19 protein-coding genes are annotated in these 23,307 nt (G+C 62.2%); 10 read left to right on the forward strand and 9 right to left on the reverse strand.

Annotated elements, in window-relative coordinates:
- Window positions 1–27: 27 nt before the first annotated feature.
- Entirely contained in the window at window positions 28–1,326 is a 1,299-nt protein-coding gene (locus LMG28727_RS28395) for an MFS transporter (RefSeq protein ID WP_201645657.1), read from the forward strand.
- 336 nt (window positions 1,327–1,662) lie between these two features.
- Here the strand turns inward: LMG28727_RS28395 and LMG28727_RS28400 are convergent, their stop codons facing one another.
- From LMG28727_RS28400 to garL, 3 genes are all read right to left on the reverse strand, one after another.
- Window positions 1,663–3,864 (reverse strand): glycoside hydrolase family 28 protein, encoded by a 2,202-nt coding sequence (locus LMG28727_RS28400; protein ID WP_407945881.1) that lies wholly within the window; start codon window positions 3,862–3,864, stop codon window positions 1,663–1,665.
- Between the two features lie 247 nt (window positions 3,865–4,111).
- A complete protein-coding gene (locus tag LMG28727_RS28405) occupies window positions 4,112–5,029 on the reverse strand; it encodes a 2-hydroxy-3-oxopropionate reductase (protein WP_201645658.1) in 918 nt (305 codons plus the stop codon).
- Between the two features lie 45 nt (window positions 5,030–5,074).
- Window positions 5,075–5,875, reverse strand: coding sequence for a 2-dehydro-3-deoxyglucarate aldolase (garL, locus tag LMG28727_RS28410; RefSeq protein WP_201645659.1), 801 nt, complete (start codon window positions 5,873–5,875; stop codon window positions 5,075–5,077).
- A gap of 221 nt (window positions 5,876–6,096) precedes the next feature.
- On the opposite strand from garL, the gene LMG28727_RS28415 reads away from it, so the two are divergent.
- Window positions 6,097–7,680: an aldehyde dehydrogenase (NADP(+)) gene (locus LMG28727_RS28415; RefSeq protein ID WP_201645660.1), complete on the forward strand. Its 1,584-nt coding sequence runs from the start codon at window positions 6,097–6,099 to the stop codon at window positions 7,678–7,680.
- Window positions 7,681–7,845: 165 nt separating this feature from the next.
- On the opposite strand, the gene LMG28727_RS28420 is transcribed toward LMG28727_RS28415, so the two are convergent.
- The 3 genes from LMG28727_RS28420 to kdgD form a co-directional block, all read right to left on the reverse strand.
- The gene (locus LMG28727_RS28420; RefSeq protein WP_201645661.1) at window positions 7,846–8,589 is read right to left on the reverse strand and encodes a FadR/GntR family transcriptional regulator; all 744 of its coding nucleotides are present in this window, start codon (window positions 8,587–8,589) and stop codon (window positions 7,846–7,848) included.
- 201 nt (window positions 8,590–8,790) lie between these two features.
- Window positions 8,791–10,335 (reverse strand): MFS transporter, encoded by a 1,545-nt coding sequence (locus LMG28727_RS28425; RefSeq protein WP_268960555.1) that lies wholly within the window; start codon window positions 10,333–10,335, stop codon window positions 8,791–8,793.
- A gap of 120 nt (window positions 10,336–10,455) precedes the next feature.
- Entirely contained in the window at window positions 10,456–11,373 is a 918-nt protein-coding gene (gene kdgD / locus LMG28727_RS28430) for a 5-dehydro-4-deoxyglucarate dehydratase (protein WP_201642354.1), read from the reverse strand.
- 247 nt (window positions 11,374–11,620) lie between these two features.
- On the opposite strand from kdgD, the gene garD reads away from it, so the two are divergent.
- The 8 genes from garD (at window position 11,621) to LMG28727_RS28470 (ending at window position 21,007) form a co-directional block, all read left to right on the forward strand.
- On the forward strand, window positions 11,621–13,213 hold the full coding sequence (gene garD, locus LMG28727_RS28435) for a galactarate dehydratase (protein WP_201645663.1): 1,593 nt from the start codon (window positions 11,621–11,623) through the stop codon (window positions 13,211–13,213).
- 108 nt (window positions 13,214–13,321) lie between these two features.
- Window positions 13,322–14,164, forward strand: a complete 843-nt coding sequence (locus LMG28727_RS28440; protein WP_201645664.1) for an NAD-dependent epimerase/dehydratase family protein — start codon at window positions 13,322–13,324, stop codon at window positions 14,162–14,164.
- On the forward strand, window positions 14,161–15,075 hold the full coding sequence (locus tag LMG28727_RS28445; RefSeq protein WP_201645665.1) for an SMP-30/gluconolactonase/LRE family protein: 915 nt from the start codon (window positions 14,161–14,163) through the stop codon (window positions 15,073–15,075). The genes LMG28727_RS28440 and LMG28727_RS28445 overlap by 4 nt, the downstream gene beginning before the upstream one ends.
- Window positions 15,076–15,663: 588 nt before the next feature.
- Complete coding sequence (locus tag LMG28727_RS28450; RefSeq protein WP_201645666.1) at window positions 15,664–16,656, forward strand: TRAP transporter substrate-binding protein; 993 nt, start codon at window positions 15,664–15,666, stop codon at window positions 16,654–16,656.
- Between the two features lie 158 nt (window positions 16,657–16,814).
- The gene (locus LMG28727_RS28455; RefSeq protein WP_201645667.1) at window positions 16,815–17,294 is read left to right on the forward strand and encodes a TRAP transporter small permease; all 480 of its coding nucleotides are present in this window, start codon (window positions 16,815–16,817) and stop codon (window positions 17,292–17,294) included.
- Window positions 17,295–17,301: 7 nt separating this feature from the next.
- On the forward strand, window positions 17,302–18,654 hold the full coding sequence (locus LMG28727_RS28460; protein ID WP_201645668.1) for a TRAP transporter large permease: 1,353 nt from the start codon (window positions 17,302–17,304) through the stop codon (window positions 18,652–18,654).
- Window positions 18,655–18,728: 74 nt separating this feature from the next.
- Window positions 18,729–19,928, forward strand: coding sequence for a porin (locus LMG28727_RS28465; RefSeq protein WP_201645669.1), 1,200 nt, complete (start codon window positions 18,729–18,731; stop codon window positions 19,926–19,928).
- A 344-nt stretch (window positions 19,929–20,272) separates the two neighbouring features.
- Window positions 20,273–21,007: an SDR family oxidoreductase gene (locus LMG28727_RS28470; protein WP_201645670.1), complete on the forward strand. Its 735-nt coding sequence runs from the start codon at window positions 20,273–20,275 to the stop codon at window positions 21,005–21,007.
- Between the two features lie 33 nt (window positions 21,008–21,040).
- Here the strand turns inward: LMG28727_RS28470 and LMG28727_RS34600 are convergent, their stop codons facing one another.
- The 3 genes from LMG28727_RS34600 to LMG28727_RS28485 form a co-directional block, all read right to left on the reverse strand.
- Window positions 21,041–21,328, reverse strand: a complete 288-nt coding sequence (locus LMG28727_RS34600; RefSeq protein WP_268960556.1) for a 4-oxalocrotonate tautomerase — start codon at window positions 21,326–21,328, stop codon at window positions 21,041–21,043.
- Complete coding sequence (locus LMG28727_RS28480) at window positions 21,274–22,050, reverse strand: class II aldolase/adducin family protein (protein WP_201645671.1); 777 nt, start codon at window positions 22,048–22,050, stop codon at window positions 21,274–21,276. The genes LMG28727_RS34600 and LMG28727_RS28480 overlap by 55 nt, the downstream gene beginning before the upstream one ends.
- 88 nt (window positions 22,051–22,138) lie before the next feature.
- Window positions 22,139–23,083: an urea transporter gene (locus LMG28727_RS28485; protein ID WP_201645672.1), complete on the reverse strand. Its 945-nt coding sequence runs from the start codon at window positions 23,081–23,083 to the stop codon at window positions 22,139–22,141.
- Between the last annotated feature and the right edge of the window lie 224 nt (window positions 23,084–23,307).

Genomic DNA, 23,307 nt, shown 5'->3' on the forward strand with positions numbered 1-23,307 from the left:
GTTCAGGCATTACGAGGAGACTCAGCAATGAAAATCAAGGGCATCCGCTGGTGGATGGTCAGTCTGGTCGCGGCCGGGCTCATCATCAATTACCTCGCGCGCAACACGCTGTCGGTGGCCGCACCGACGCTGATGAAGGACCTGAACATCACCACGGAGCAGTATTCGCACGTGGTGGTCGCCTGGCAGCTTTGCTACGCGTTCATGCAGCCGGTCGCGGGCGTCGTGCTCGACACCATCGGCACCAAGCTCGGCTTTGCCGCGTTTGCGCTGGCGTGGTCGGTGGCGTGTGCAGCGGCGGCGTGGGCCACCGGCTGGCGCAGCCTTGCGTTTTTCCGCGGCGTGCTGGGTCTGGCTGAAGCGGCCGGCATTCCAGCCGGCGTGAAGGCGACCAGCGAGTGGTTTCCGGCCAAGGAACGTTCGGTGGCAATCGGCTGGTTCAACATCGGCTCGTCGATCGGCGCGCTGCTGGCGCCGCCGTTGGTGGTCTGGGCGCTGCTGCGCGGTCAATGGCAACTGGCGTTCGTCATCGTCGGTGTGGCGGGGATCGTGTGGAGCGTGATGTGGATGGTGCTGTACAAGCATCCGCGCAAGCAGAAACTGCTGGGCGACGCCGAGCGCGACTACATTCTCAGCGGCCAGGAAGCGAAGCACAGCGACGAGGCCGGCACGCCGAAGCGCAGCCGCCTCGCGATGCTGGGCAGCCGTGACTTCTGGGCGATCGGCATTCCGCGCATCCTGTCGGAACCGGCATGGCAGACTTTCAACGCGTGGATTCCGCTGTACATGATGACCGAGCGTCACATGAACCTGAAGGAAGTTGCGCTGTACGCATGGATGCCGTTCCTCGCTGCCGACATCGGCTGCGTGCTCGGCGGCTATCTCAGCCCGCTGTTTCACAAGTACGCGAACGTGTCGCTGTTCACGTCGCGCAAGATGGTGTTCGTGGTCGGCGCACTGTTCATGATCGGACCGGCATGCGTCGGTCTGGTGGCGAGCCCGTATGTGGCGGTGGCGCTGCTGTGCGTCGGTGGCTTTGCGCATCAGACCTTGTCGGGTGCGTTGTACGCGATCACGTCGGACATGTTCGGCAAGAACGAAGTCGCGACCGCGACGGGCATGGGCGGCATGGCCGGCTATCTCGGCGCTGCGGCGTTCACGGCGCTGTTCGGCATTCTGGTTACGCAAATCGGTTATAGCCCGCTGTTCGTCGTGCTGGCCGTGTTCGATATCGTCGCCGCGTTCGTGGTGTGCGTGCTGGCGAAGAGCCCCGGCAAGGCGCCGGAGCCGCGCTGGACACCGGCAGCGGGTGCGGTTGCGAAGTGATGTGTGTGATGGTTCGAGCTCACGCTGGGTCGTGCAGGTCTGACGCAACGTGATCCGACGCAAACGGAAGTGAGAAAGCGACGCTCTAGGGCGTCGCTTTTTTTTGCCTGTGTTTGCGTGTTTGCGTGAGTTTGCCCGTAGGCCGCGGCTGAAAATCCGCCGGGCACGACTGGCTGCTCAGAGCCGAATGAGACTGGGAGTGCCGCTGCTACTCGCTGGAATCAGCGAACGCCGTAATACGGCGGCTAGCCGTGCATCGAGCGAAGGGATCTGGACATACAGCGCGAAACGGTCTCCGGCTAACGGCTCGCCGGAGACCGCTTGCTCGTCAGCTCATCAGCCCGTCAACGCGCTGTTATACGTGACACCCGCGATCACCACATTGCTCAGCGTGATCGATTTCACGTTGTTCACGAACACCGGTCCCGGCACGGTCGCCGTGGCCGGTCCCGCAGCGATCGGCGTACCCAGATTGCAGTTCGAGATCGTGACGCCGGTGATCGGCGAGACGGTGGGCACGGGCAGCGCACCGTTGTAGTCCGCGGCCACCGAGCCTTGCGCGACGATCGCCTGGAAGCACGAACCCGACGTCGCGGTGAAGCCCGACGTCAACGCATAGCTCACCGCGCCGGACGTGTTGGTCGCGTTCACGTTGGTGATGTTGACGTTGTTGATGGTGGCCGGATTCCAGCGCACTGCGTCGCCCGACGGGCTGTAATCGCAGTCGAACGTGATCAGACCGCCCTGGCCGGTGGACGGGTTCGCCGCGAGGCCGACCGTGCCCGTGCCGGGAACCGAACCCGGGAACGCCGAGCCCAATGCGCCGCCGCCGTACTTGCCGGTCAGATTCACGCCGTTGGGCAACGTGACACCGTTGATCCACACGTTGTTGATAAAGCCGCCGCGATTCATGTTGGTCTTGAAGCGCAGCGCGATGTTCAGCGGATTGGTTGCCCAGTTCGCGTTCTGCATCGTCAGATTGCGGGCGTAGACGTTCTGCACTCCCGCGCTCATTTCGCTGCCGATCGTCAGGCCGCCGTGCCCGCTTTGCATCGTGCAGTTCTGGATCACGATGTTCTGCATCGGGCCGTACTGCGTGTCGAGACACTTGCCGGACTTGATCGCGATGCAGTCGTCGCCGGTATTGAACTGGACGTTCTGCACCAGCACGTAGTTACATGCGTCGGGATCGAAGCCGTCGTTGTTCGGGCCGATACTGTCCGCGAATACACCGTCGATCAGCACGTTCGTGCAATCGGTCGGATGATGCTGCCAGAACGGCGTGTTCTGCGTGTGGTAGTTCTGCAGCAACACGTTGGTGCAGCCGATGAATTCGACCATGCACGGACGCAGGAAGTGGCCGAGACCGAACACGCGGTTCAGCACCGGCACGCCGAGTTCCGACAGCGCAGGCAGATAGTTCTGATCCTGGTTCCAGCCGGAAGCGGTGAGCAGCGTCATCAGCGTGGTGGTGGTGCCGTCCTGATTCGTGAACGACACGTTGGCTTGCGGATTCGTGATCTGCGCAGCGGGCAGGCTCGTCAACGCGGTGTTGCCCGGGTACGAAGCGGAGTTGGCCGAGTACGCGGTCGCGCCCGTGTTGGCGTCGGCTTGCGAAACCGGTGCGCCGCCCGTGGCCGGCTTCACATAACCGTATTCGCCGCTCGTGCCCTTGAAGGTCCACCAGCACGAGGTTGGCGCCTTGGTGCTCAACTGCATCGGCGTCATGGCCTGACCGTTCAGCACACAGGTGTTGTCGTCGGCGGTCAGTGCGATGTTGGTCTGCTGATAAGCGTAGATCGGCGCGCCGAAGTTCAAGCAGTCGTTGGCCTGCCAGCGCGACCAGTACAGGTTGCCGTTCGCGGTCGGATACGGGCCGCTCTTCGCGTAGTCGGCGGGATTCGGGCTGAAATAGATCGTGCAGCCCGAGGTCAGATGGAAGTTCACGTTGCTCAGCAGCACGATCGGGCCGCCGCAATACCAGTTGCCGGCCGGCACGACCACGCGACCGCCGCCTGCCGCGTGCGCGGCCTGAATCGCCGCATTGAACGCCGCACAGGAGTCGTAGGCGGTGTCCGTCATGTCGTACGGCACCATCACCGTCGCGCCGGGGCTTTGTGGCGACGCGGCCGCCTGGGTGCCCGTCACCCATGGAATCGTGCCGCCCGGCCAGGCGCTAGCCTGGATCAGCGCGGACGGCAGCAGTGTTTTCGCGCCATAGCTCGTCACCTGAAAATCGACCGACGGGAACATCGACGGCGTGATCGTGGCGAGCTTGTTGATGATCGTCGTCGCTTCGCCGCTGGGTCCCCAGATCGGGTCCACTGCGGCGGTCGGCGGGGTCGAGGGCGAGGACGGCGTCGACGGGTTCAGCGAATTGCTGCTGCCGCCACAGGCGGACAGGCTGCCGAGCAGCGTTGCGCCCGCGGACGCGCCCGCGAACATCATGAAGGTTCTGCGCTTGGGCGAATTGGGCTGATCGGTATCGCCGATTGTCGATGCTGGGAGTTTGCCGCTATTTTTATCGTGGATTGCCACAGGTGTCTCCTTGCCCTTGCCGGGCGTTGTCAATAATCGTGGGTGCCGCTCGAAGCGCGGCTTATAGAAAGAATTGTCTTGAGATCAGTGATCCTTATTATTTGTAAGGGAGCGCGAATGCCTGCTGTAATGTGATTGCGGTTAAAGAGTGTCGCGGGCCCCGAACGTACGCATACGCCGTTACGTCAGCTCCAACTGCAGGGAGCGTGGCGAAACGGCGTAGCGGCGCAGCAGCGCTCGTGGGCGCTTAAGCGCTGGTTGGCTGGCCGATCTCGTGATTGGCGAGCACTTCGAGCGCGCGCACCATTGCCGAGTGGTCCCATGCTTTGCCGCCGTGTGCGACGCACGCGTTGAACAGCGCCTGGCAAGTGGCGGTGTTCGGCAGCGACACGCCGAGCGCCTGAGCGGTCGACAGTGCGAGGTTCAAATCTTTCTGGTGCAGCTCGATGCGGAAACCCGGATCGAAGGTGCGTTTGGTCATCCGCTCGCCGTGCACTTCGAGAATGCGCGACGATGCGAAGCCGCCCATCAGCGCTTCACGCACGCGCGCCGGATCGACGCCGGCCTTCGACGCCAGCAGCAGCGCTTCGCCGACCGCCTCGATAGTCGCGGCAACGATCACCTGATTGGCGACCTTGCATACCTGGCCCGCGCCGACCGCGCCGATCAGCGTGACGTTCTTGCCCATCATGTCGAACAGCGGCTTGACGCTGTCGAAGATCGCGGTTTCGCCGCCCACCATGATGGTCAGCGTCGCGCCTTTCGCGCCGACTTCGCCGCCCGACACCGGCGCGTCCAGATATTCCGCGCCGCGTTCGCGCACGCGCGCGGCGAAATCGCGGGTCGCCATCGGCGAGATCGAACTCATGTCGACCACGATTTGTCCGGCGCGCAACGCGCTCGCTACACCTTGTTCGCCGAATAACACGCGTTCGACGTCCGGCGTATCCGGCACCATGATGAAAATCACGTCGGCCTGCGCGGCGACCGCAGCGGGACTGTCGCACGCGACGGCGCCCGCCTGGACGAGTTCGTCGGGCACGCCGCTACGCGTAAACGCCGCCAGCGCGACGCCATTCTTGAGAAGGTTGGCGGCCATGGGTTTGCCCATGATGCCGAGTCCGATAAAGCCTGCTTTTTGCATGATTTGCTCCGAAGATGTCATGGCGGCGACGCCCGTGTATCGGCTCGCGCGGGGTTTGCGCGTGCGTTACACCGTGCCAGCCTGTTTCTGCATGAAGTGTTTCTGCACCGCCTGCGCCGCGCCCTTGAGCATGCCCATATCCGCGCAGACGGCAATGACGCGGCAGCCCATCGACAGATAACGGTCCGCGTCGGCCTGCACGGGCGCGAGAATGCCACTCGATTTGCCCGCCGCCTTCGCGCGTTCGAACACGTGCGCGATGGCCTGTTGCACGTCGGGATGATTCGCGTTGCCGAGGTGGCCGTAACCGGCAGCAAGATCGGACGGTCCGACGAACACCGCGTCGACGCCTTCGACCGCTAGAATCTCGTCGATGGCATCCACCGCTTTGCGGCTTTCGATCTGCACGATCACGCAGACGTTGTCATTGGCGATGTCGAAGTAGTCGGGCACCGTCGCGAAGTGGTTGCCGCGATGGCTGACCGACACGCCGCGAATACCCTGCGGCGGGTAGCGTGTGGCGGCCACGGCGCGGGCTGCGTCGTCGGCGCTTTCGATGAACGGCACGAGGAAATTGGAGAAGCCGCTGTCGAGCAGGCGCTTGATGAACACGCTGTCATTGGCCGGCGGTCGCACGACGGGAGCGCTCGCGCTATCCTTGAGCGACATCAGTTGAGGGATCAGCGTGAGGACGTCGTTCGGCGCGTGCTCGGCATCGAGCAGCATCCAGTCGAAGCCGACGATGCCCAGCAGTTCCGTGACAATCGGGCTGGCGAGCGACGACCAGCAGCCGATCTGGGTCTCGCCGCCGCAAACCGCGCGACGGAAGCGATTAGGCAAGGCCTGGTAGGGCGTGACGGCGGGCATGATGTCTCCTCGAACTTCAATGGATCAGGCGAGCTTCGACGACAGTGGATTGAAATGTTATAGGTCGTCGTATGTCTTAATCCAAGATTAGCATTGAGCCCTCAGCTTGTAACGGGCACGTAAACCCGAATTCGCGGTGTGACAGGCGTTTCCGGGTTGCGTGACGGTAGTCTGATGTTGTAGGATGACTTATATCTAAAGCCTTTTTAAGGAAAGCAAAAATGTTGATTACCGGCGAAATGCTGATCGGCCGCAAAGCGGTGCGCGGCGAAGAGCAGGCATTGCACGCGTTCAATCCGGCCACGGGCTCCGACATCGCCGAGCCGGTCTTCGGCGGCGGTGGCGTCGCGCAGGTCAAAGAGGCATGCGAGCTGGCGCAGCAGGCGTTCGACACGTATCGCAACCTGCCGCTGACGGTGCGCGCCGAGTTTCTGGACCGTATCGCCGACGGCATCACGGCATTGGGCGACGCGCTGATCGAGCGCGCGCAACAGGAATCCGGTCTGCCGAAGGCGCGCCTGGAAGGCGAGCGCGGCCGTACCACGGGTCAATTGAAGCTGTTCGCACAGGTCGTGCGCGCGGGCCAATGGCTGTCCGCTACGCTCGACTCGCCGCTGCCGGAGCGCAAGCCGCTGCCGCGCTCGGACCTGCGTCTGCAAAAGATCGCAGTCGGTCCGGTTGCCGTGTTCGGCGCCAGCAACTTCCCGCTCGCGTTTTCGGTGGCGGGCGGCGACACGGCGTCGGCACTCGCGGCCGGTTGCCCGGTCGTGGTGAAGGCGCACGGCGCTCACCTCGGCACGTCGGAAATGGTCGGTCGCGTGATTCAGCGCGTCGCGCAGGAAATGGACTTGCCCGAAGGTGTGTTCTCGCTGGTGGTCGGCGCGGGCAATGCGATCGGCGAAGCGCTGGTCGCGCATCCGGCGATCAAGGCAGTCGGCTTTACCGGTTCGCGCGCAGGTGGCCTTGCGCTGATGCGCGTCGCAGCGGCGCGTGCCGAGCCGATTCCGGTTTACGCGGAAATGAGCAGCATCAACCCGGTGTTCCTGTTGTCGAACGCGCTGAATCAGCGTGGCGAAAGCATGGCGCGCGGTTTTGTCGACTCGCTCGTGCTGGGTGCCGGTCAGTTCTGTACCAACCCGGGTCTCGCAATCGCGGTAGATAGCGACGCGCTGAAGAGCTTCGTCGCAACGGCGTCCGAGGCACTGAGCGCGAAGCCCGCTCAAACCATGCTGACCGCCGGCATTTGCGCCGCGTATCAGAAGGGTGAGAGCACGTTGTCGTCCACCAAGGGTGTCGAAGAAGTGGCGCGTGGTGTCGAGGCAAGCGGCCCGACCCAGGCGCGTGCTGCACTGTTCGTGACCGACGCGAAGACGTTCCTCGCGACCCCGGCGTTGGAAGACGAAGTGTTCGGCCCGGTGTCGACCATCGTGCGATGCAAGGACGAGCAGGAAATGCTGGCGGTGGCCGAGCACGTCGAAGGCCAGTTGACCGCTACGCTGCAAATGGACAGCGCCGATCTGGCGACGGCGAAGAAGCTGGTGCCGACGCTCGAGCGCAAGGCTGGCCGTATTCTGGTCAACGGCTACCCGACGGGCGTCGAGGTGTCGCACGCCATGGTGCACGGCGGCCCGTTCCCGGCTACGTCCGACAGCCGCGCGACGTCGGTTGGCACGACCGCGATCGACCGCTTCCTGCGTCCGGTCTGCTACCAGGATTTCCCGGCGGACCTGTTGCCCGAAGCGTTGGCCGACAGCAATCCGCTGGACCTGTGGCGTCGTCGCGACGGCGAGATCACGCGTAGCTAAGCGTGGGGTTGACGCTGTGGTTGACGCAGTAGTTGCTGCAGTAGTTGACACATCAGCCAGCAGATAAAGAAATGGCCGGGATTCAATATCCCGGCCATTTTCTTTTGTATTCGCTGCGACGTGTCAGCGATTTATTCTGACACTCGCTTCCTTGTGGTGAGCGCGTTAGCTGTTCGCCTCGGTCACTTCATTCGCGCGCCGCAACCGTTCACGGCTATTCGACAGATGCATGCGCATGGCCGCTCGCGCGCCTTCCGCATCGTGCCGCGAAATCGCTTCAAGAATGCTTTCGTGTTCGAGATTAACCAGCGACAGATACGCATCCGGTTCCGCGCGCGCGATGCCTGCGGAGTCGAGCCGGTTACGCGGAATCAGTGCGCTGCCCATTTGCGTGAGAATGTCGACGAAGTAGCGGTTGCCCGTAGCGCGCGCGACCGAGATATGGAATTGCAGATCGGCGTCGACGCTATCGAGCCCGTTGTGACGCGTGGCTTCGATCGCGTCCAGCGCGCCGCGCATGCGGGCGATGTCTTCGGGCTTCGAGCGTTGCGCGGCGAGGCCCGCACACTCGGTTTCGAGGCTGATACGCAGTTCGAGAATGGACAGCACGTCGCGCAGCGTAGTGGCGGGCACCATGTCGATACCCAGTTTTTCGCGCTGCGGTTCCAGCACGAAGCTGCCAATGCCATGACGCGTCTCGATGATCTTGCCCGCCTGCAAGCGTGAAATCGCTTCGCGAATCACCGTGCGGCTGACGCTGAGCGTGACCATCAACTGCGATTCAGTGGGTAGTTTGTCGCCGGGTTTCAGCGCGTTGGACGCGATCTGTTCGGTGACGTAGCTGACGACGAACTCGGCAAGATTGCGAGCGCGTCGTGGCGGTGCCGCGGTTGCCAGTGGTGTAGCCATCGAAAACGCCCCTTGGAATCAAATAGTTGCAGATATGTTCTGCGTTTCATTATACCGTCGTCTGACGACTGATTATATATAGGCCAAACCATTATCGGCCAGGTCTCCATGGCCGCGGGACAATGCCCGCTATCGGGCGCCAGGCAAGGCATTCAGCCGTGTGTGCAGCGGCGCCCGAGAAGTACGATAACCGCTCGCCGGTCAGATTTCGCGCAACTCGACCCGCTTGATGTCCTTCACGATGACCAGATAGCTGAATACCGTGAGCAGCGCGTTCGCACCGACGAACACCAGCGCACCGTTGAACGAACCGGTTTCCGCGACGAGGTAGCCGATCACGATCGGCGTGACGATGCCGGCCACGTTGCCGAACATGTTGAAGATCGCGCCGGACAGGCCGAGCGCTTCTTTCGGCGACGTATCGGCAACCACGGCCCAGCCGAGCGCGCCGATGCCTTTGCCGAAAAACGCGAGCGACATCAACGCGACGACGACCCAGTCGGTCGACACATAGTTGCAGCCGATAATGCACACCGACAGCAACATGCCGCCGACAATCGGCACCTTGCGCGCGATGGTGAGCGAACAGCCGCGCCGGATCAGTCCGTCCGACAGAATGCCGCCGAGCACGCCGCCGGAAAATCCGCAGATCGCGGGCAGCGACGCCACCAGACCCGCGTGCAGGATCGTCATGCCGCGCGCCTGCACGAGATAGATCGGAAACCAGGTCAGGAAGAAGTAGGTCAGCACGTTGATGCAGTACTGCGCGAGATAGACGCCGAGCAGCATCCGGTTGCTGAGCAACTGACGCACGAGAAGCCAGCCGCCCGTGTTCGGGAGCTCGGCGGGACGGGCAGCTTTTTTGTGGCCGGTGACCACGCCGCCGCCCTGTTCGATGTAGTCGAGTTCGGCGCGCGACACGCGCGGATGATCGGCGGGATTTTTCATGACCCGCAGCCACGTGACGGCGAGAATCAGTCCGATCGCGCCCATCACGAGATAGACCGAATGCCAGCCGAACGCGTGCGTGATCCAGGCCATCAGCGGCGTGAAAACGACTGCGGCGAAGTACTGCGCCGCGTTGAAAATGGCCGATGCGGTGCCGCGTTCATTGGTGGGGAACCAGCTCGCCACCACCTTGGCGTTAGCCGGGAACGCCGGCGATTCCGCCGCGCCCATCACGAAACGCAGCACGAACAGCGCTGAGATGGCGGCCGACGCGCTGCCGAGCAAGCCGATCGAGCTTTGCAGCAGCGTAAAGAGCGACCAGGAGAAAATGCTCGCCGCGTACACCCGCCGCGCGCCGAAGCGATCCAGCAGCCAGCCGGCCGGCAGTTGCGACAGTACGTACGCCCAGCCGAACGCGGAGAAGATGTAGCCCATCTTGACCGCATCGAGACCGAACTCGCCGCGCATGGCCGAGCCCGTAATGGAGAGCGTCGCGCGGTCCGCGTAGTTGAGCGTCGTGATCAGAAAGATCAGCAACAGGATCGTATAGCGGACTTTGGTGCGCTTTGCGACATCGGCTGGATTGGCCGTGCGGCTCATGTCCATGGTCATCTCCTGAAAACTTTTGCGAGGGAGCAGGCTCCCGGAGCCGCGACGCGCAGTTGGCCGTCGCGCGCCCAGCCTATCCGGCAGGCGGTAACGCGCGAACCCCGACGAAACCGCGAAAGGCCGCTTGGGCGGGAGGGCGGGGCGGATCGCTTCATGCGCTCCTGCCTTGCGCCAGGCGCGGCGCGCCACCAGCGCGCAGTACGAAAAACGCCCGGCGACGTTGCCGTCCCGGGCGCTTGTTGCGGAGCCGTCTAGCGGCCCTTCGTTCGCGCGGCCGAGGGTGTTATCGCGGCCGCGGCGCCGGCTGCATTACTGTGCGCCGAGCTTCTTGATCAGCACGTCGAGCATGCCCATTTCTTCTTCGGTCAGGTCGGTCAGCGGAGCGCGGACCGGGCCTGCGTCGTGGCCGACCAGCTTCGCGCCAGCCTTGACGATGCTGACCGCGTAGCCCGCACGGCGGTTACGGATCTTCAGGTACGGCAGGAAGAAGTCGTCGATCAGCTTGCCGACCGTTGCGTGGTCGTCAGCCGCGATTGCGCGGTAGAAGTCCATCGCGGTCTTCGGGATGAAGTTGAACACAGCCGACGAGTACACCGGCACGCCCAGCGCCTTGTACGCCGCTGCGTAGACTTCAGCGGTCGGCAGGCCGCCGAGGTACGAGAAGCGGTCGCCCAGACGACGACGGATCGTCACCATGTTTTCGATCTCGCCCACGCCGTCCTTGAAGCCGATCAGGTTCGGGCAGCGTTCTGCCAGACCTTCGAGCATGTCAGCGTTGAGCTTCGAATTGGCACGGTTGTAGATGATCACGCCCATGTTCGGCACGGCTTTACACACTTCTTCAGCGTGCGCCGCGATACCTTCCTGGCAGGCTTCGGTCAGGTAATGCGGCATCAGCAGAATGCCGTTGGCGCCGTGACGCTCGGCTTCCTTCGCGTAGTCGATCGCGACGCGCGTCGGGCCGCCAGCGCCGGCCAGGATCGGTACCTTGCCCTTGCAGACTTCGGCTGCCGTGCGCACGACGTTGGAGTAATCGTCATGCGTCAGCGAGAAGAATTCGCCCGTGCCGCCGGCGACGAACAGTGCCGACGCGCCATACGGGGCGAGCCATTCGAGGCGCTCAGCGTACGTGTCGGCGCGGAAGTTGCCTTGTGCGTCGAAGTCGGTGACGGGGAAGGACAGCAGACCTTCCGAAACGATTGCTTTGAGTTCCTGCGGTGTCGTCATGATGAGTATCCAGGCGTCTGAACTAGGTCAGTAGTGAGTCGGTATTGGGTAGATCCGTCGAAATGGACATTTCTTATACGTCATCGTACAACAACAAAACGACGAACTCAACGGGGTTTTCACGGCATAATGCTTGTTATAGGGTAAATACGGAACATCCACCCAACATCCCATGTTGTAGGATGACGTATGAATAGCTGGCGCGGCAGGCTCGCAGCAGGCTTCAATCGCCAAAAGGATCGATGCAATGGAACAACAATCCCCGCTCTACATTCGCGTACACCCCAATGACAATGTCGCGATCGTCGTCAACGACGGCGGTCTGGGAGAGGGCGCAGTCTTCCCCGACGGTCTCGCGTTGCGCGAGCGCGTGCCGCAAGGCCACAAAGTGGCGCTGGCCGATCTGGCCGAAGGCGACGAGGTCATCCGCTATAACGTGGTGATCGGTTATGCGCTGAAGGCGCTGCCCAAGGGCAGCTGGATCAACGAACACGTGATCCGCATGCCGAGCCCGCCCGGACTCGAAGACCTGCCTATCGCGACGATCAAGGCGCCGGACATGCCGCCGCTCGAAGGTTTCACCTTCGAAGGCTACCGCAATGCAGACGGTTCGGTCGGTTCGCGCAACATTCTCGCGATCACGACCACGGTGCAATGCGTGGCCGACGTGGTTCAACACGCGGTCACGCGTATCAAGGCCGAACTGCTGCCTCAGTACCCGAATGTCGACGACGTGGTGAGCCTCGGCCACACGTATGGTTGCGGCGTCGCGATCGACGCGCCTGATGCGATGGTGCCGATCCGCACGGTCCGCAATATCAGCCTGAATCCGAACTTCGGCGGCGAAGTGATGATGGTCAGCCTCGGTTGCGAAAAGCTGCAACCGGAGCGTCTGATGCCGCCGGGCACGATCCCCATCGCGGCGGCTGCGAATGTCGCCGAAGTTGCGGACATCGGCGACGTCGAGGCCGACCTGAACGGCGACGTGGTGGTGTTGCAGGACGACTCGCACGTCGGCTTCCAGTCGATGATCGAGTCGATCATGAGGATGGCCGACGGTCATCTGAAGCGCCTGAACAATCGCCGTCGCGAAACCTGCCCGGCGGCGGATCTGGTGATCGGCGTGCAGTGCGGCGGCAGCGATGCATTCTCCGGCCTGACCGCCAACCCCGCCGTGGGCTTCGCGACCGACCTGCTGGTGCGCGCCGGCGCGACCGTGATGTTCTCCGAAGTTACCGAAGTGCGTGACGGCGTCGATCAACTCACCGCCCGCGCGGCCAATGCGGAAGTGGCGGCGGAGATCATCCGCGAGATGCAGTGGTACGACGATTACCTGAAGCGTGGCGGCGCGGACCGTAGCGCGAACACCACGCCGGGCAACAAGAAGGGCGGCTTGTCGAACATCGTCGAAAAGGCGATGGGCTCGATCATCAAGTCAGGTAACTCGGCGATTTCCGGCGTGTTGTCGCCGGGCGAGAAGGTTCGCCAGAAGGGCCTGATTTATGCGGCGACGCCGGCCAGCGATTTCATCTGCGGCACGCTGCAGGTGGCGGCGGGTATCAACCTGCACGTGTTCACGACCGGTCGCGGCACGCCGTACAGCCTCGCCGAAGTGCCCGTCATCAAGGTCGCGACGCGCTCGGATCTGGCGCGCCGCTGGCACGATCTGATGGACATCAACGCCGGTACGATTGCCACCGGCGCGTCGACGATCGAAGAGGTGGGTTGGGAACTGTTCCGCCTGATGCTCGACGTCGCCAGCGGCCGCAAGCAGACCTGTGCGGAAAAGCTCAAGCTGCATAATGCGTTGACGCTGTTCAACCCGGCGCCGGTGACCTGATCCTCGGCCGAGCCTGGCTTAGCCGTCTGCATCCAATGCTGGACGGCTGCATGCCAGACGCCCTTGAACCGACCGCATCACGACCGCCCTCATATTAAACACAGAGACATGACTGACTCGAATCTTGACCGCCAGGCAACAAAAAAACCGTTCCACCGTCTGCTGCTGACGGGCGCCGCCGGCAACCTCGGCAAGCAAATGCGCGGCGCGCTGTCCGCGTGGGCCGACATCGTGCGCGTGACCGACATCGCGCCGCTCGGCGACGTCGCCGACCATGAAGAAGCGTCCATCGTCAATCTCGCCGACGAAGCCGCAGTTCACGCGCTGCTCGAAGGCGTGGATGCGGTGATCCATCTCGGCGGCATTTCCGTCGAAGCGCCGTTCGAAGACCTGATCGAAGCGAATATTCGCGGTCTGTACAACCTCTATTCGGCCGCGCAGAAGCAAGGTGTGAAGCGGATCATTTACGCCAGCTCCAATCACGCGGTCGGCTTCCATCCGGTGACTTCGGTGGTCGATGTCGACGCGCCGCTGCGCCCGGACAGCCTGTACGGCGTGACGAAGTGCTTCGGCGAATCGCTGTCGCGCTTCTACTTCGACCGCTTCGGTCTGGAAACCGTGTGTCTGCGGATCGGTTCGTCGTTCGAACAACCGAAAAACGCGCGCATGCTGGTTACGTACCTGAGCTATCGCGACTTCGTCGAACTGGTGCGGTGTTCGCTGTTCACCAATCGCGTGGGTCATGCCATTGTTTATGGCGTGTCGAATAACCGCATTTCGTGGGTCGACAATACGAAGGCGGCATTCCTCGGCTTCCGTCCGCAAGATAGCTCGGCGCAATTCGAGCATCTGTTCCCGGCTGGCGCACCCGACCAGAAGTTCGACGACCCGACCCAGTTGTTCCAGGGCGGCCCGTTCGTGCTCGCGGGTCCGATGGAGCCGAAACGGTGAGCGCTACGTTTAACCCGCGCGTCGAGCGGCTCGAGGGAGCCGGCCAGGCTCCTGCCGGAGTAGGTGAGAGCCCGGTGTGGCGGGTCGCCGAGCAGGCGTTGTACTGGGTCGACATTCCGGCGCAGAAGATCGTGCGGCTGCGGGTCGATTCGGGCGCGCGCACTGAATGGGTGTTGCCGGAGAAGGTCGCCTGTATCGCGTTCGACCGTCACGGCAAAGTGCTGGCCGGCTGCGAAACCGGGCTGTTCGCGGTGACGCTGAGCGACGCGGGGAGCGATGTTTCCGTGCGCAAGCTCGCCGCGCCGTCGTTTCCGTTCACCGACATGCGTTTTAACGACGGCCGCTGCGACCGGCAAGGACGTTTCTGGTCCGGCACGATGGTGCAGGACATGGCGGCGGCCAATCCGGCTGGCGAGCTGTACCGCTACGACGCGCAGGGCGTGCTGTCCGCGCCGGTGATCGACGGACTGATCACGCAGAACGGCCTCGGTTGGTCGCCGGACGGCACGATCATGTATCTGTCCGACTCGCATCCGTTGCGCCGGCAGATCTGGGCGTTCGACTATGACGTCGAGTCAGGTGAGCCGCGTAACCGTCGCGTGTTCGCGGATCTGAACGAGCATGCGGGCCGTCCAGATGGCGCTGCGGTAGACGCCGACGGTTGCTACTGGATCTGCGCGAACGACGCCGGCCTGCTGCTGCGCTTCACACCGGAAGGCAAGCTGGACCGTCAGGTGGCCGTGCCGGCCATCAAGCCGTCAATGTGCGCGTTCGGCGGCCGGGATCTGGACACGCTGTTCGTGACATCGATTCGCCCTGCAACGGGTGCGAGCGAGCACGACGGCCACGTGTTCGCCGTGCGCCCGGGCGTGAGCGGCTTGCCTGAGCCGGAATTCGCGGGCGAGCTGTAAGCTGACGCCACGCCAGCCATGCGCCGGGACGGTATCGTTCCCGGCGTTATTCAATTTTGAGCCCTCAAGTTCATCACTCGTCGTACAACTTTGTGGCATTTTGGCCACGTTTGTTATCGCGCTTACGCTATAAAAATTCAGGCGCTTCGAGCCGCCGAGCTATCCTCCTCATCCGTCCGCTAGCTGGCGCGGGGCCTGAAGGTCCATCCCGCCGGTCATCTCTACCGCACGCTGGAATTCTGCGGGTAAATACCGTCTGTACAAGTCAAAACGCGTTTTATAGACTTCATATGTCGTCGTACAACGTATGAGCGCAAACGAAATCCTTTCAGCGGATTCTGAATTGAAGCGAATCAAGCCCTGACAGCATCAGCGGGCCGTTGGTACGACAGAGTGATATCGAGGTAAACGAAGTACAAGAAGCAAGTTGGAGTGCTGAGCATCGTGCCGGGGACTTTGCGCGATCCAGCGCGGCAACCTGCCGCCGGCCGCCCTGGCCCGCGAGCGTGGAGCCGTGAGACACGTGAGACACATTAAAACCAAGCGGCATCCACCACGTAGGGTGTCAATTTTTCAAGGAATGTCACGATGAACAAGAAGTTTGCCTCTTCCCGTGTTTCGATGATCGTCGCAGCTTCGGTACTCGCGTTCAGCACCGTATCGGCGCATGCCCGCGTGTTCCGTGTATCGGACGTGCATGGCGACACCTATCCGACCAATATGGCCGTGAAGTACATGGGTGAAGAAATCACCAAGGCAACCGGCGGCAAGGATACGGTGAAGGTGTTCGGCAACAGCGCGCTGGGTTCGGAGAACGACACCATCGACCAGGTGCGTATCGGCGCACTGGACATGGCACGTGCAAACGGCGCCGCGTTCAACGAGATCGTTCCTGAATCGATGATCCCGTCGCTGCCGTTCCTGTTCCGCGACATCGACCATTTCCGCAAGGTGATGTACGGCCCGGAAGGCCAGAAGATTCTCGACGCGTTCGCGGCGAAGGGCATGATCGCGCTGACGTTCTACGAGAGCGGCGCACGTTCGATGTACGCGAAGCGCGCGATTCATTCGCCGGCTGACATGAAGGGCCTGAAAGTACGCGTGCAACCGTCGGACCTGATGGTCGACGAAATCAAGGCAATGGGCGGCACGCCCACGCCGATGCCGTTCGCCGAAGTCTATACGGGCCTGAAGACGGGTCTGGTCGACGCAGCGGAAAACAACATTCCGTCGTACGAAGAAACCAAGCACTTCGAGGTCGCGCAGGTCTATTCGGAAACCCAACACTCGATGACCCCGGAAGTGCTGGTCTTCTCGAAGAAGGTGTGGGACACGCTGACGCCGCAAGAGCAGCAGATCATCAAGAAGGCAGCGGCTGACTCGGTGCCTTATTACGAGAAGCTGTGGACCGCGCGTGAAGCCGACGCTGCGAAGACGGTCACCAAGGGTGGCGCGTCGATCGTCCCGGCGACGCAGATCGACCGCGCAGCTTTCGTGACGGCCATGCAGCCGGTGTGGGCGAAGTACGAAAAGACCCCGCAAATGAAGCAGCTCGTCGACGAAATCCAGGCAGTCAAATAAGTATCGTCATTCAGACAGTCAAAGACAGATAGCGGCCACGGCGAGACAGGCCCGCGGAAGTTCCGCGGGCTTTATCGCCGCGTGCCGTTGCTGACTGGTGTAGCAAAGCAGGATTGCTTAATAGTGAAGTTAGATCTGTCGTGAGCAAGGACGGGGTCATGAGTTTCCTTAAACGCCCAAATGATTTTCTTTTTCGCGCGCTGGTCATCGTCGCATCGACGAGTCTTGCCGTGCTTTGTCTGCTGGTGATTTATAGCGTCGTGATGCGCTATGTCTTCAGCGACGCCCCCGATTACGTCGAGCCGATCGCGCTGCTGCTGGTGATCGTGATCGCCATGTTCGGCGCCGCGCTCAAGGTTCGCGAAGGCGGCCATATCGGGCTCGATTCGCTGGTCAAGAATCTTTCGGAGAAAGGGCAGGCTATCGCGGCCGGCATCCAGCATCTTTGTCTGATCGCTTTCGCCGCAGCAGTTTTCTTCGGTTGTCTGCAGATGGCCGAGACGACGATAGACGACAGGATTCCGATTATCGGTATTCCTGAAGCGGTGCGTTACCTCATTCCGGTCGTGGCCAGCGTCTGCATCGCGCTGTTCTCGTTCGAGCACCTGCTGGCGCTCTTCGTCAAGAAACAAAAATAGAACAATCATGGAACTTGCCCTCCTTGCTGTCAGTTTTCTCGTCTTCCTCCTTTTAGGGGTTCCGGTTTCATTCGCGTTGGGACTCTCGTGCGTCCTGACGTACCTGTATGAAGGTTTGCCGGCGGCGACTGCGATGCAGTCGATGATCTCGGGCATGAACGCGTTTTCGTTCCTCGCGGTCCCGTTCTTCATTTTCTCCGGCGAACTGATGCTGCACGGCGGCATTGCCGACCGCATCCTGCGTTTCGCGCAGGCCACGGTGGGCCATTTCCGCGGTGGTCTCGGCATGGCCAACGTGGTCGCGTGTACGTTGTTCGGCGGCGTGTCGGGTTCGCCGACCGCGGATACGTCGGCAATGGGCGGCGTCGTGATTCCGCTGATGAAGCGTGAAGGCTACAGCGCGGCCTATGCGGTCAACGTGACGACGCACTCGTCGCTCGCGGGTGCGTTGATGCCGACATCGACCAACATGATCATCTACGCATTCGCGGCGCAAGGTATCACCGGCACGTTGAACGGCGTGCAGATGAGCGGCGTGTCGATTGGCGATCTGTTGTTTTCTGGTCTTTTGCCGGTGTTGTGGGTGATGGGTTTCGTGCTGATTGCGGCTTACTGGCAAGCGGTCAAGTACGGTTATCCGCGTCGTCCGGACGGCTCGACCGAACTGCAACGTTTCCCCGGCTGGATGGCGGTGGTGCGCACTTTCTGCGGCGCAGTGCCGGGTCTGATGGTCATCGCGATCATTCTGGTGTGCGTGGCCAAGGGTATTGCCACCGCGACGGAAGCTGCCGCGATTGCGGTCGGTTATTCGCTGATATTGACCATCGTCGTGTATCGCACGATGACGATGAAGAAGCTCGGCTTCGCACTTTCGAAAGCGGCAAAGACCACGGGCGTAGTGCTGCTGCTGATCGGCGTGTCGAACATGCTGCGCTTCCAGATGGCGTATCTGGAGATTCCGGACGCGATCGAACGCATGCTCGACGGCGCAACGACTTTGCCGTGGCTGATGCTGCTGTACATCAATGTGATCCAGATTTTCCTCGGCACGTTTGTCGACATGGCGGCGCACATTCTGATCACCACGCCGCTGTTTCTGCCGATGGCCATGCACAACGGTGTCGGCCCCGTGCAGTTCGGCATCATGATCCTGCTGAATTGCGCATTGGGTCTCGTGCATCCGCCAATTGGCTCGGTGCAGTTCATCGGTTGCGCGATTGGCAATGTGTCGATTGGTGAAACTACCAAGGTGGCATGGCCGTATTACCTGGCTATCTTCAGCGCGATCAACATCGTGACGTATGTACCTTTGTTTTCGACCTGGTTGCCGAGCATCATCAACGGTCATCCGGTGTTCTAACTAAATATAAATTCCACGCTCAGCGACGCCTGCACGAGGTCGTACATAAATAAAGTTCTTAACAAGGAGTAGAAATGAAAAAGGCACTCATCGGTTCAGCTCTGGGGTTGGTCGCCCTGGGCGCGCATGCACAAAGCAGCGTGACGTTGTACGGTGTGGTCGATACGGGTATCGGCTATCAAAGCAGCTCGGCAGCGCTGGGTTCGAACGCAGGCGGCCGTTCACAGATCAAGATGGTGCAGGGTGTCTGGGCGGGTAACCGCTTCGGCCTGAAGGGCAGCGAGGATCTGGGCGGCGGTACGAAGGCCATTTTCCAGTTGGAAGAAGGCTACAACAGCACCAACGGCGCTGAGAACAACGCGGGCCTGATGTTCAGCCGTCAAGCGTATGTCGGTGTGACCAATTCGACCTACGGTACCCTCACGGCCGGCCGCCAGTACACGCCGTACTACACGCTGCTGTCGCCGTACAGCCCGACCACGTGGCTGACGGGCGCATACGGCGCGCACCCGGGCGATATCGACTCGATGGACACGATCTATCGCCAGAACAACTCGCTGGTGTACACGTCGCCGAACATCCACGGTCTGACGGTCAGCGGTTCGTACGCACTGGGCGGCGTGCCGGGCAGCTTCAGCGCAGGTCAGACCTGGAGCGCGGCAGCACAGTACATTGCCGGCCCGTTCGGTATCGCAGCAGGTATCCAGCGCGTTGACAACAGCACGCCGGGCGGCGGCGCATGGGGCGCGAACTCCACGATGATCAGCGGCACCTCGCAGGCTGGCGTGTCGGCTATCAACAACGGTTTCCTGACGGCGGCCAAGCAGCAGCGCGTTGCAGTGACGGGTGGCTACGCGTTCAACTCGCAGTGGGACGTGTCGTTCGCTTACTCGAACGTGCAATATGCGCCGGGCATCAACTCGGCGTTCCATGGCACCGCGATCTGGAACACGGGCGGCGCCGTGCTGCACTTCAAGCCGATCACGGCTCTGGACCTGGCGGCTGGCTATAGCTACACGCGTGCAACGGAGTCGAACGGCATTTCGAGCGCGGCTAATTACAGCCAGTTCAACCTGTCGCAGTACTACAGCCTGTCCAAGCGTACGGGTCTGTATGCGCTGGAAGCGTACCAACGCGCTGGTGGTCAGACGCTGGGCACGAACGGCAAGACCATCATCAACGCAACGGCTGACATCGGTGACGGTCAGAACAGCGCACCGTCGTCGTCGCGCAGCATGGTTGCTGTCGGCGTGGGCATCATCCACAAGTTCTGATTGTGTGAGCAAGCGGCGGCGTGAAGTTACGCCGCCATCGCAACGCGTTGCAGGTATGCGTTGCGCTCAGTTTTACCCGCTGCGCGCGCAACGCGCGCAGCGTTTCCGACAGTGCGCAGCCTTCAGAGGGTGCGCGAGCCGGTCCCATCTGTGCGCTCAGCCAGGTGAAGGTGAAGATCCCCCTCGGTTAATCGACAAAACTCGCGTCGGTTGCCTATTCCAGCGTCGCACTCACTTGTGCCCGCATGCCGTTTCGACTGCGTGAGCCACCTCTCATTCAAATTCCAAAGTTGAAGAATTGCTCATAAACTGCATGTCGGTCTAACACTTCACACGGAGTTGACATGGGACATGACGACAAACGGATCGCGCTGGTGAGCGGCGCAAACAAGGGCATTGGACTGGAGATTGCGGGTTCACTCGCGCGAGCGGGGCTACGCGTCATGTTGGGCGCGCGCAACGCTGGCCTCGGTGAAGCGGCGGCTGCAAAATTGCGCAATGGCGGATTCGACGTGCAATTCGTCGAACTCGACCTGACCAACGCGGCGACGCTTCAGTCCGCCGCGACCCATATTGAACGTGAATCCGGACGGCTCGATGTGCTGGTCAACAACGCGGGCATCACCGATCCGGCCGATGGTTCGCCAGGTAGCGCCAACCTCGACGCCGTGCGGCGCATCTTCGAAACGAATTTTATTGGCGCACTGGCGCTCACGCAGGCCATGCTGCCTTTGCTGCGCCGCTCCGGTGATGCGCGCATCGTCAACGTGTCGAGCGGACTCGGTTCGCTGACGTGGAACAGCGATCCGCAATGGGAGTTCGCGCGGGTCAAACTGATCGGCTACAACGCGTCGAAGGCTGCGCTGAACATGCTGACCGTGCAACTGGCGGATGAGTTGCGCGACACGTCGATCAAGGTGAATGCCGCCGATCCCGGTTTTACGGCCACCGATCTGAACGGACATCGCGGCTATCAGACGGTCGAACAGGGCGCAGCGGAAGCGATCCGCCTCGCGCTGCTGCCCGCGGATGGACCCAGCGGCAAGTTTTTCAGCACGCAGGGCGAGAATCCCTGGTGACGTATGCCACGCGGCGCATTAGCGCCGTCGCAATCACGCTTCGGACCACAAACGCCCGCCGGTCGCCCAGTTTTCGCGTTTCACTTCGGTGAGGATGATATCCACTGAGTTGGGTTCGACACCGAGTGAGTCGCAAGTCGCTTTGGTGATGGCTTCGACGAACTCGCGTTTCTGATCCAGCGAGCGGCCTTCGAAGAGTTCGATATGAAACGTGGGCATGACATGACTCCGTGCGGAAGTAGAGGGGTGAGAGACAGGGCGGAGATTCAGTGCCGATAGGAGCGATCGATCCGGTCGAGCTTGCGCAGCAGCACGGGCCATTCGAGCCCACCCTCGACGGCGCCGCCGTCGAATAGTTGCTGCGCGGTGCGAGTGGCAACCGCTGCATCGGGCACGATCAGTTGCGCGCCGCATGCCTGCGCCTGCAACTGGATCTCGCAGGCTTTGATCAGCGTCGCCATCAGCACATGGGCTTCGGCCACGGTGCGTCCGACCGTCAACGTGCCGTGATTGCGCAAAAGCATTGCGGGTTTGTCCGCGAGATGAGCGACGAGACGCTCGCCTTCGGCGGGCGTGAACGCGAGGCCTTCGTAGTCGTGATACGCGAGTTGCCGGTAAAAGCGCAGTGCGTGTTGCGACGCAGGCTGCAAACCGGCGGGCTGCGCAGAGACCGCGACGCCCGCTGTATTGTGCAGATGCATCACGCAAAATGCATCGGCGCGCGCCGCATGAACCGCTGCGTGTAGCGCGAAGCCCGTTGCATTGACCGGATGTTCGCTGGCGCCGACGATGTTGCCCGCGATATCGATCTTCACGAGGTTCGACGCGCACACTTCATCGAACCCGAGGCCGAACGGGTTGATCAGAAAATGACCGGGTTCACCGGGTACGCTCGCCGAGATATGCGTATAGATCAGATCGTCCCAGCCGTTGAGCGCCGCGAGCCGGTAGGCGGCGGCGAGGTCGATGCGGGTCTGCTGTTCGGCATCGGAAAGCGGGCCGGTTTCGGCGAGTCGGGCTGCCGGTGTATGGGTGAACGACATGTTTGTCTCCTGCATTTGCCGGGTCGTCTGAGGCGGTTATCGGTCGGCTTGGGCTAAGCTGTTTGTACGCGGGGTGGACGTAGGCATGTCATCGAACCCCAGGCTTTGCTGGTCCTGGCGGTAGTGCGATACGCCGCCCGAGCCATTGCACGCTCCACGTCGCGATGACGAAAGGCGCGGTCAGCGCCGGCCAGCCGAGCTGGGTGGCGGCCGCTTGCAGTACGACTGAAATGACGACGCCGCCGAGCATCGGCACGACGCCAACGTCAATCAGCGCGAGCGCCGTGAGCGCGCCGTTGAATCCTAACAGGCCGGCATCGAACGAGCCTGGCGATGCGTGCAGCAGCAGGTGCAGCGCGTTTGCAAGTGCCGCGCCGACGACTGCCGCGAATGCGTGTCGGCGTGATGCCACGGCAATCCCGATCAATACGAGCAGTCCCGGTAATGCACCCGACGCAAAGCCGGTTTGTGCGAAACCGGCGAGCAGAGCGCCGCCCCGTTGCAGCGCGTCAGATGTGAGCGCCGCGTGTGCCGCGTTCGCCGCTTGCGCCACGTGTATCTGGCCTGCGCCGGTTGGCGCGAGATTGTTTGAGAGCATGGGCAGCCAGAGCCACGTGACGATCAGGCAGGGGCTCGAAAAATAGCCCATTCCACGCACGCGCAGCCAGCGCGACATCGGGTTGAGAAGCCACGCGGTGGCGGTGGCGGCGAGAATCGCCACGGCCGCCGCAGTCGCTGGATCGGCAATGAAACTGAACGCGGCAAGACCCGCAAGTGCGCCATTGAAGCCGTGCAGGCCAGAGCGAATCTCGTCTTCACGGGTTGGGTGGCCGCGATCGTCGGCCAGGATCGCGCTGACGTTCGCCGATATCGCGCCCATCAGCGCCGCACACGCGAGCCGTGGGTCGGCTAGCAACCACGCGGCGAGCAGACACGCGCCGGTGAATGCATTCGGTTGCAACACGATCTGGCCGAGGCTGCGCAACAGCGTGCGCAACGTGGCAGACGACGTGTCGGCCGTCGCGGCGCGCATGATCGAAGGGCGGGGTGAGGTGGTGTCGATGATGATGAGCGCGTGTATTGATCGAGAGTGCCTGCGAGTCTGCAACGTGAGTCCACACGCGGTCCGGATTAAGCACATGCGTGGATGCATGTCATGAAAGCGGCGTGACGAACGATGCAGTGGCGCAGACGCTAAAGCAGAACCGCGAGCATAGGGCACTGGAACGCGCGAGCCATCGCCCATCGTTGATAGTG

The sequence above is a fragment of the Paraburkholderia metrosideri genome, assembly GCF_904848625.1.
Lineage (GTDB): Bacteria > Pseudomonadota > Gammaproteobacteria > Burkholderiales > Burkholderiaceae > Paraburkholderia > Paraburkholderia metrosideri.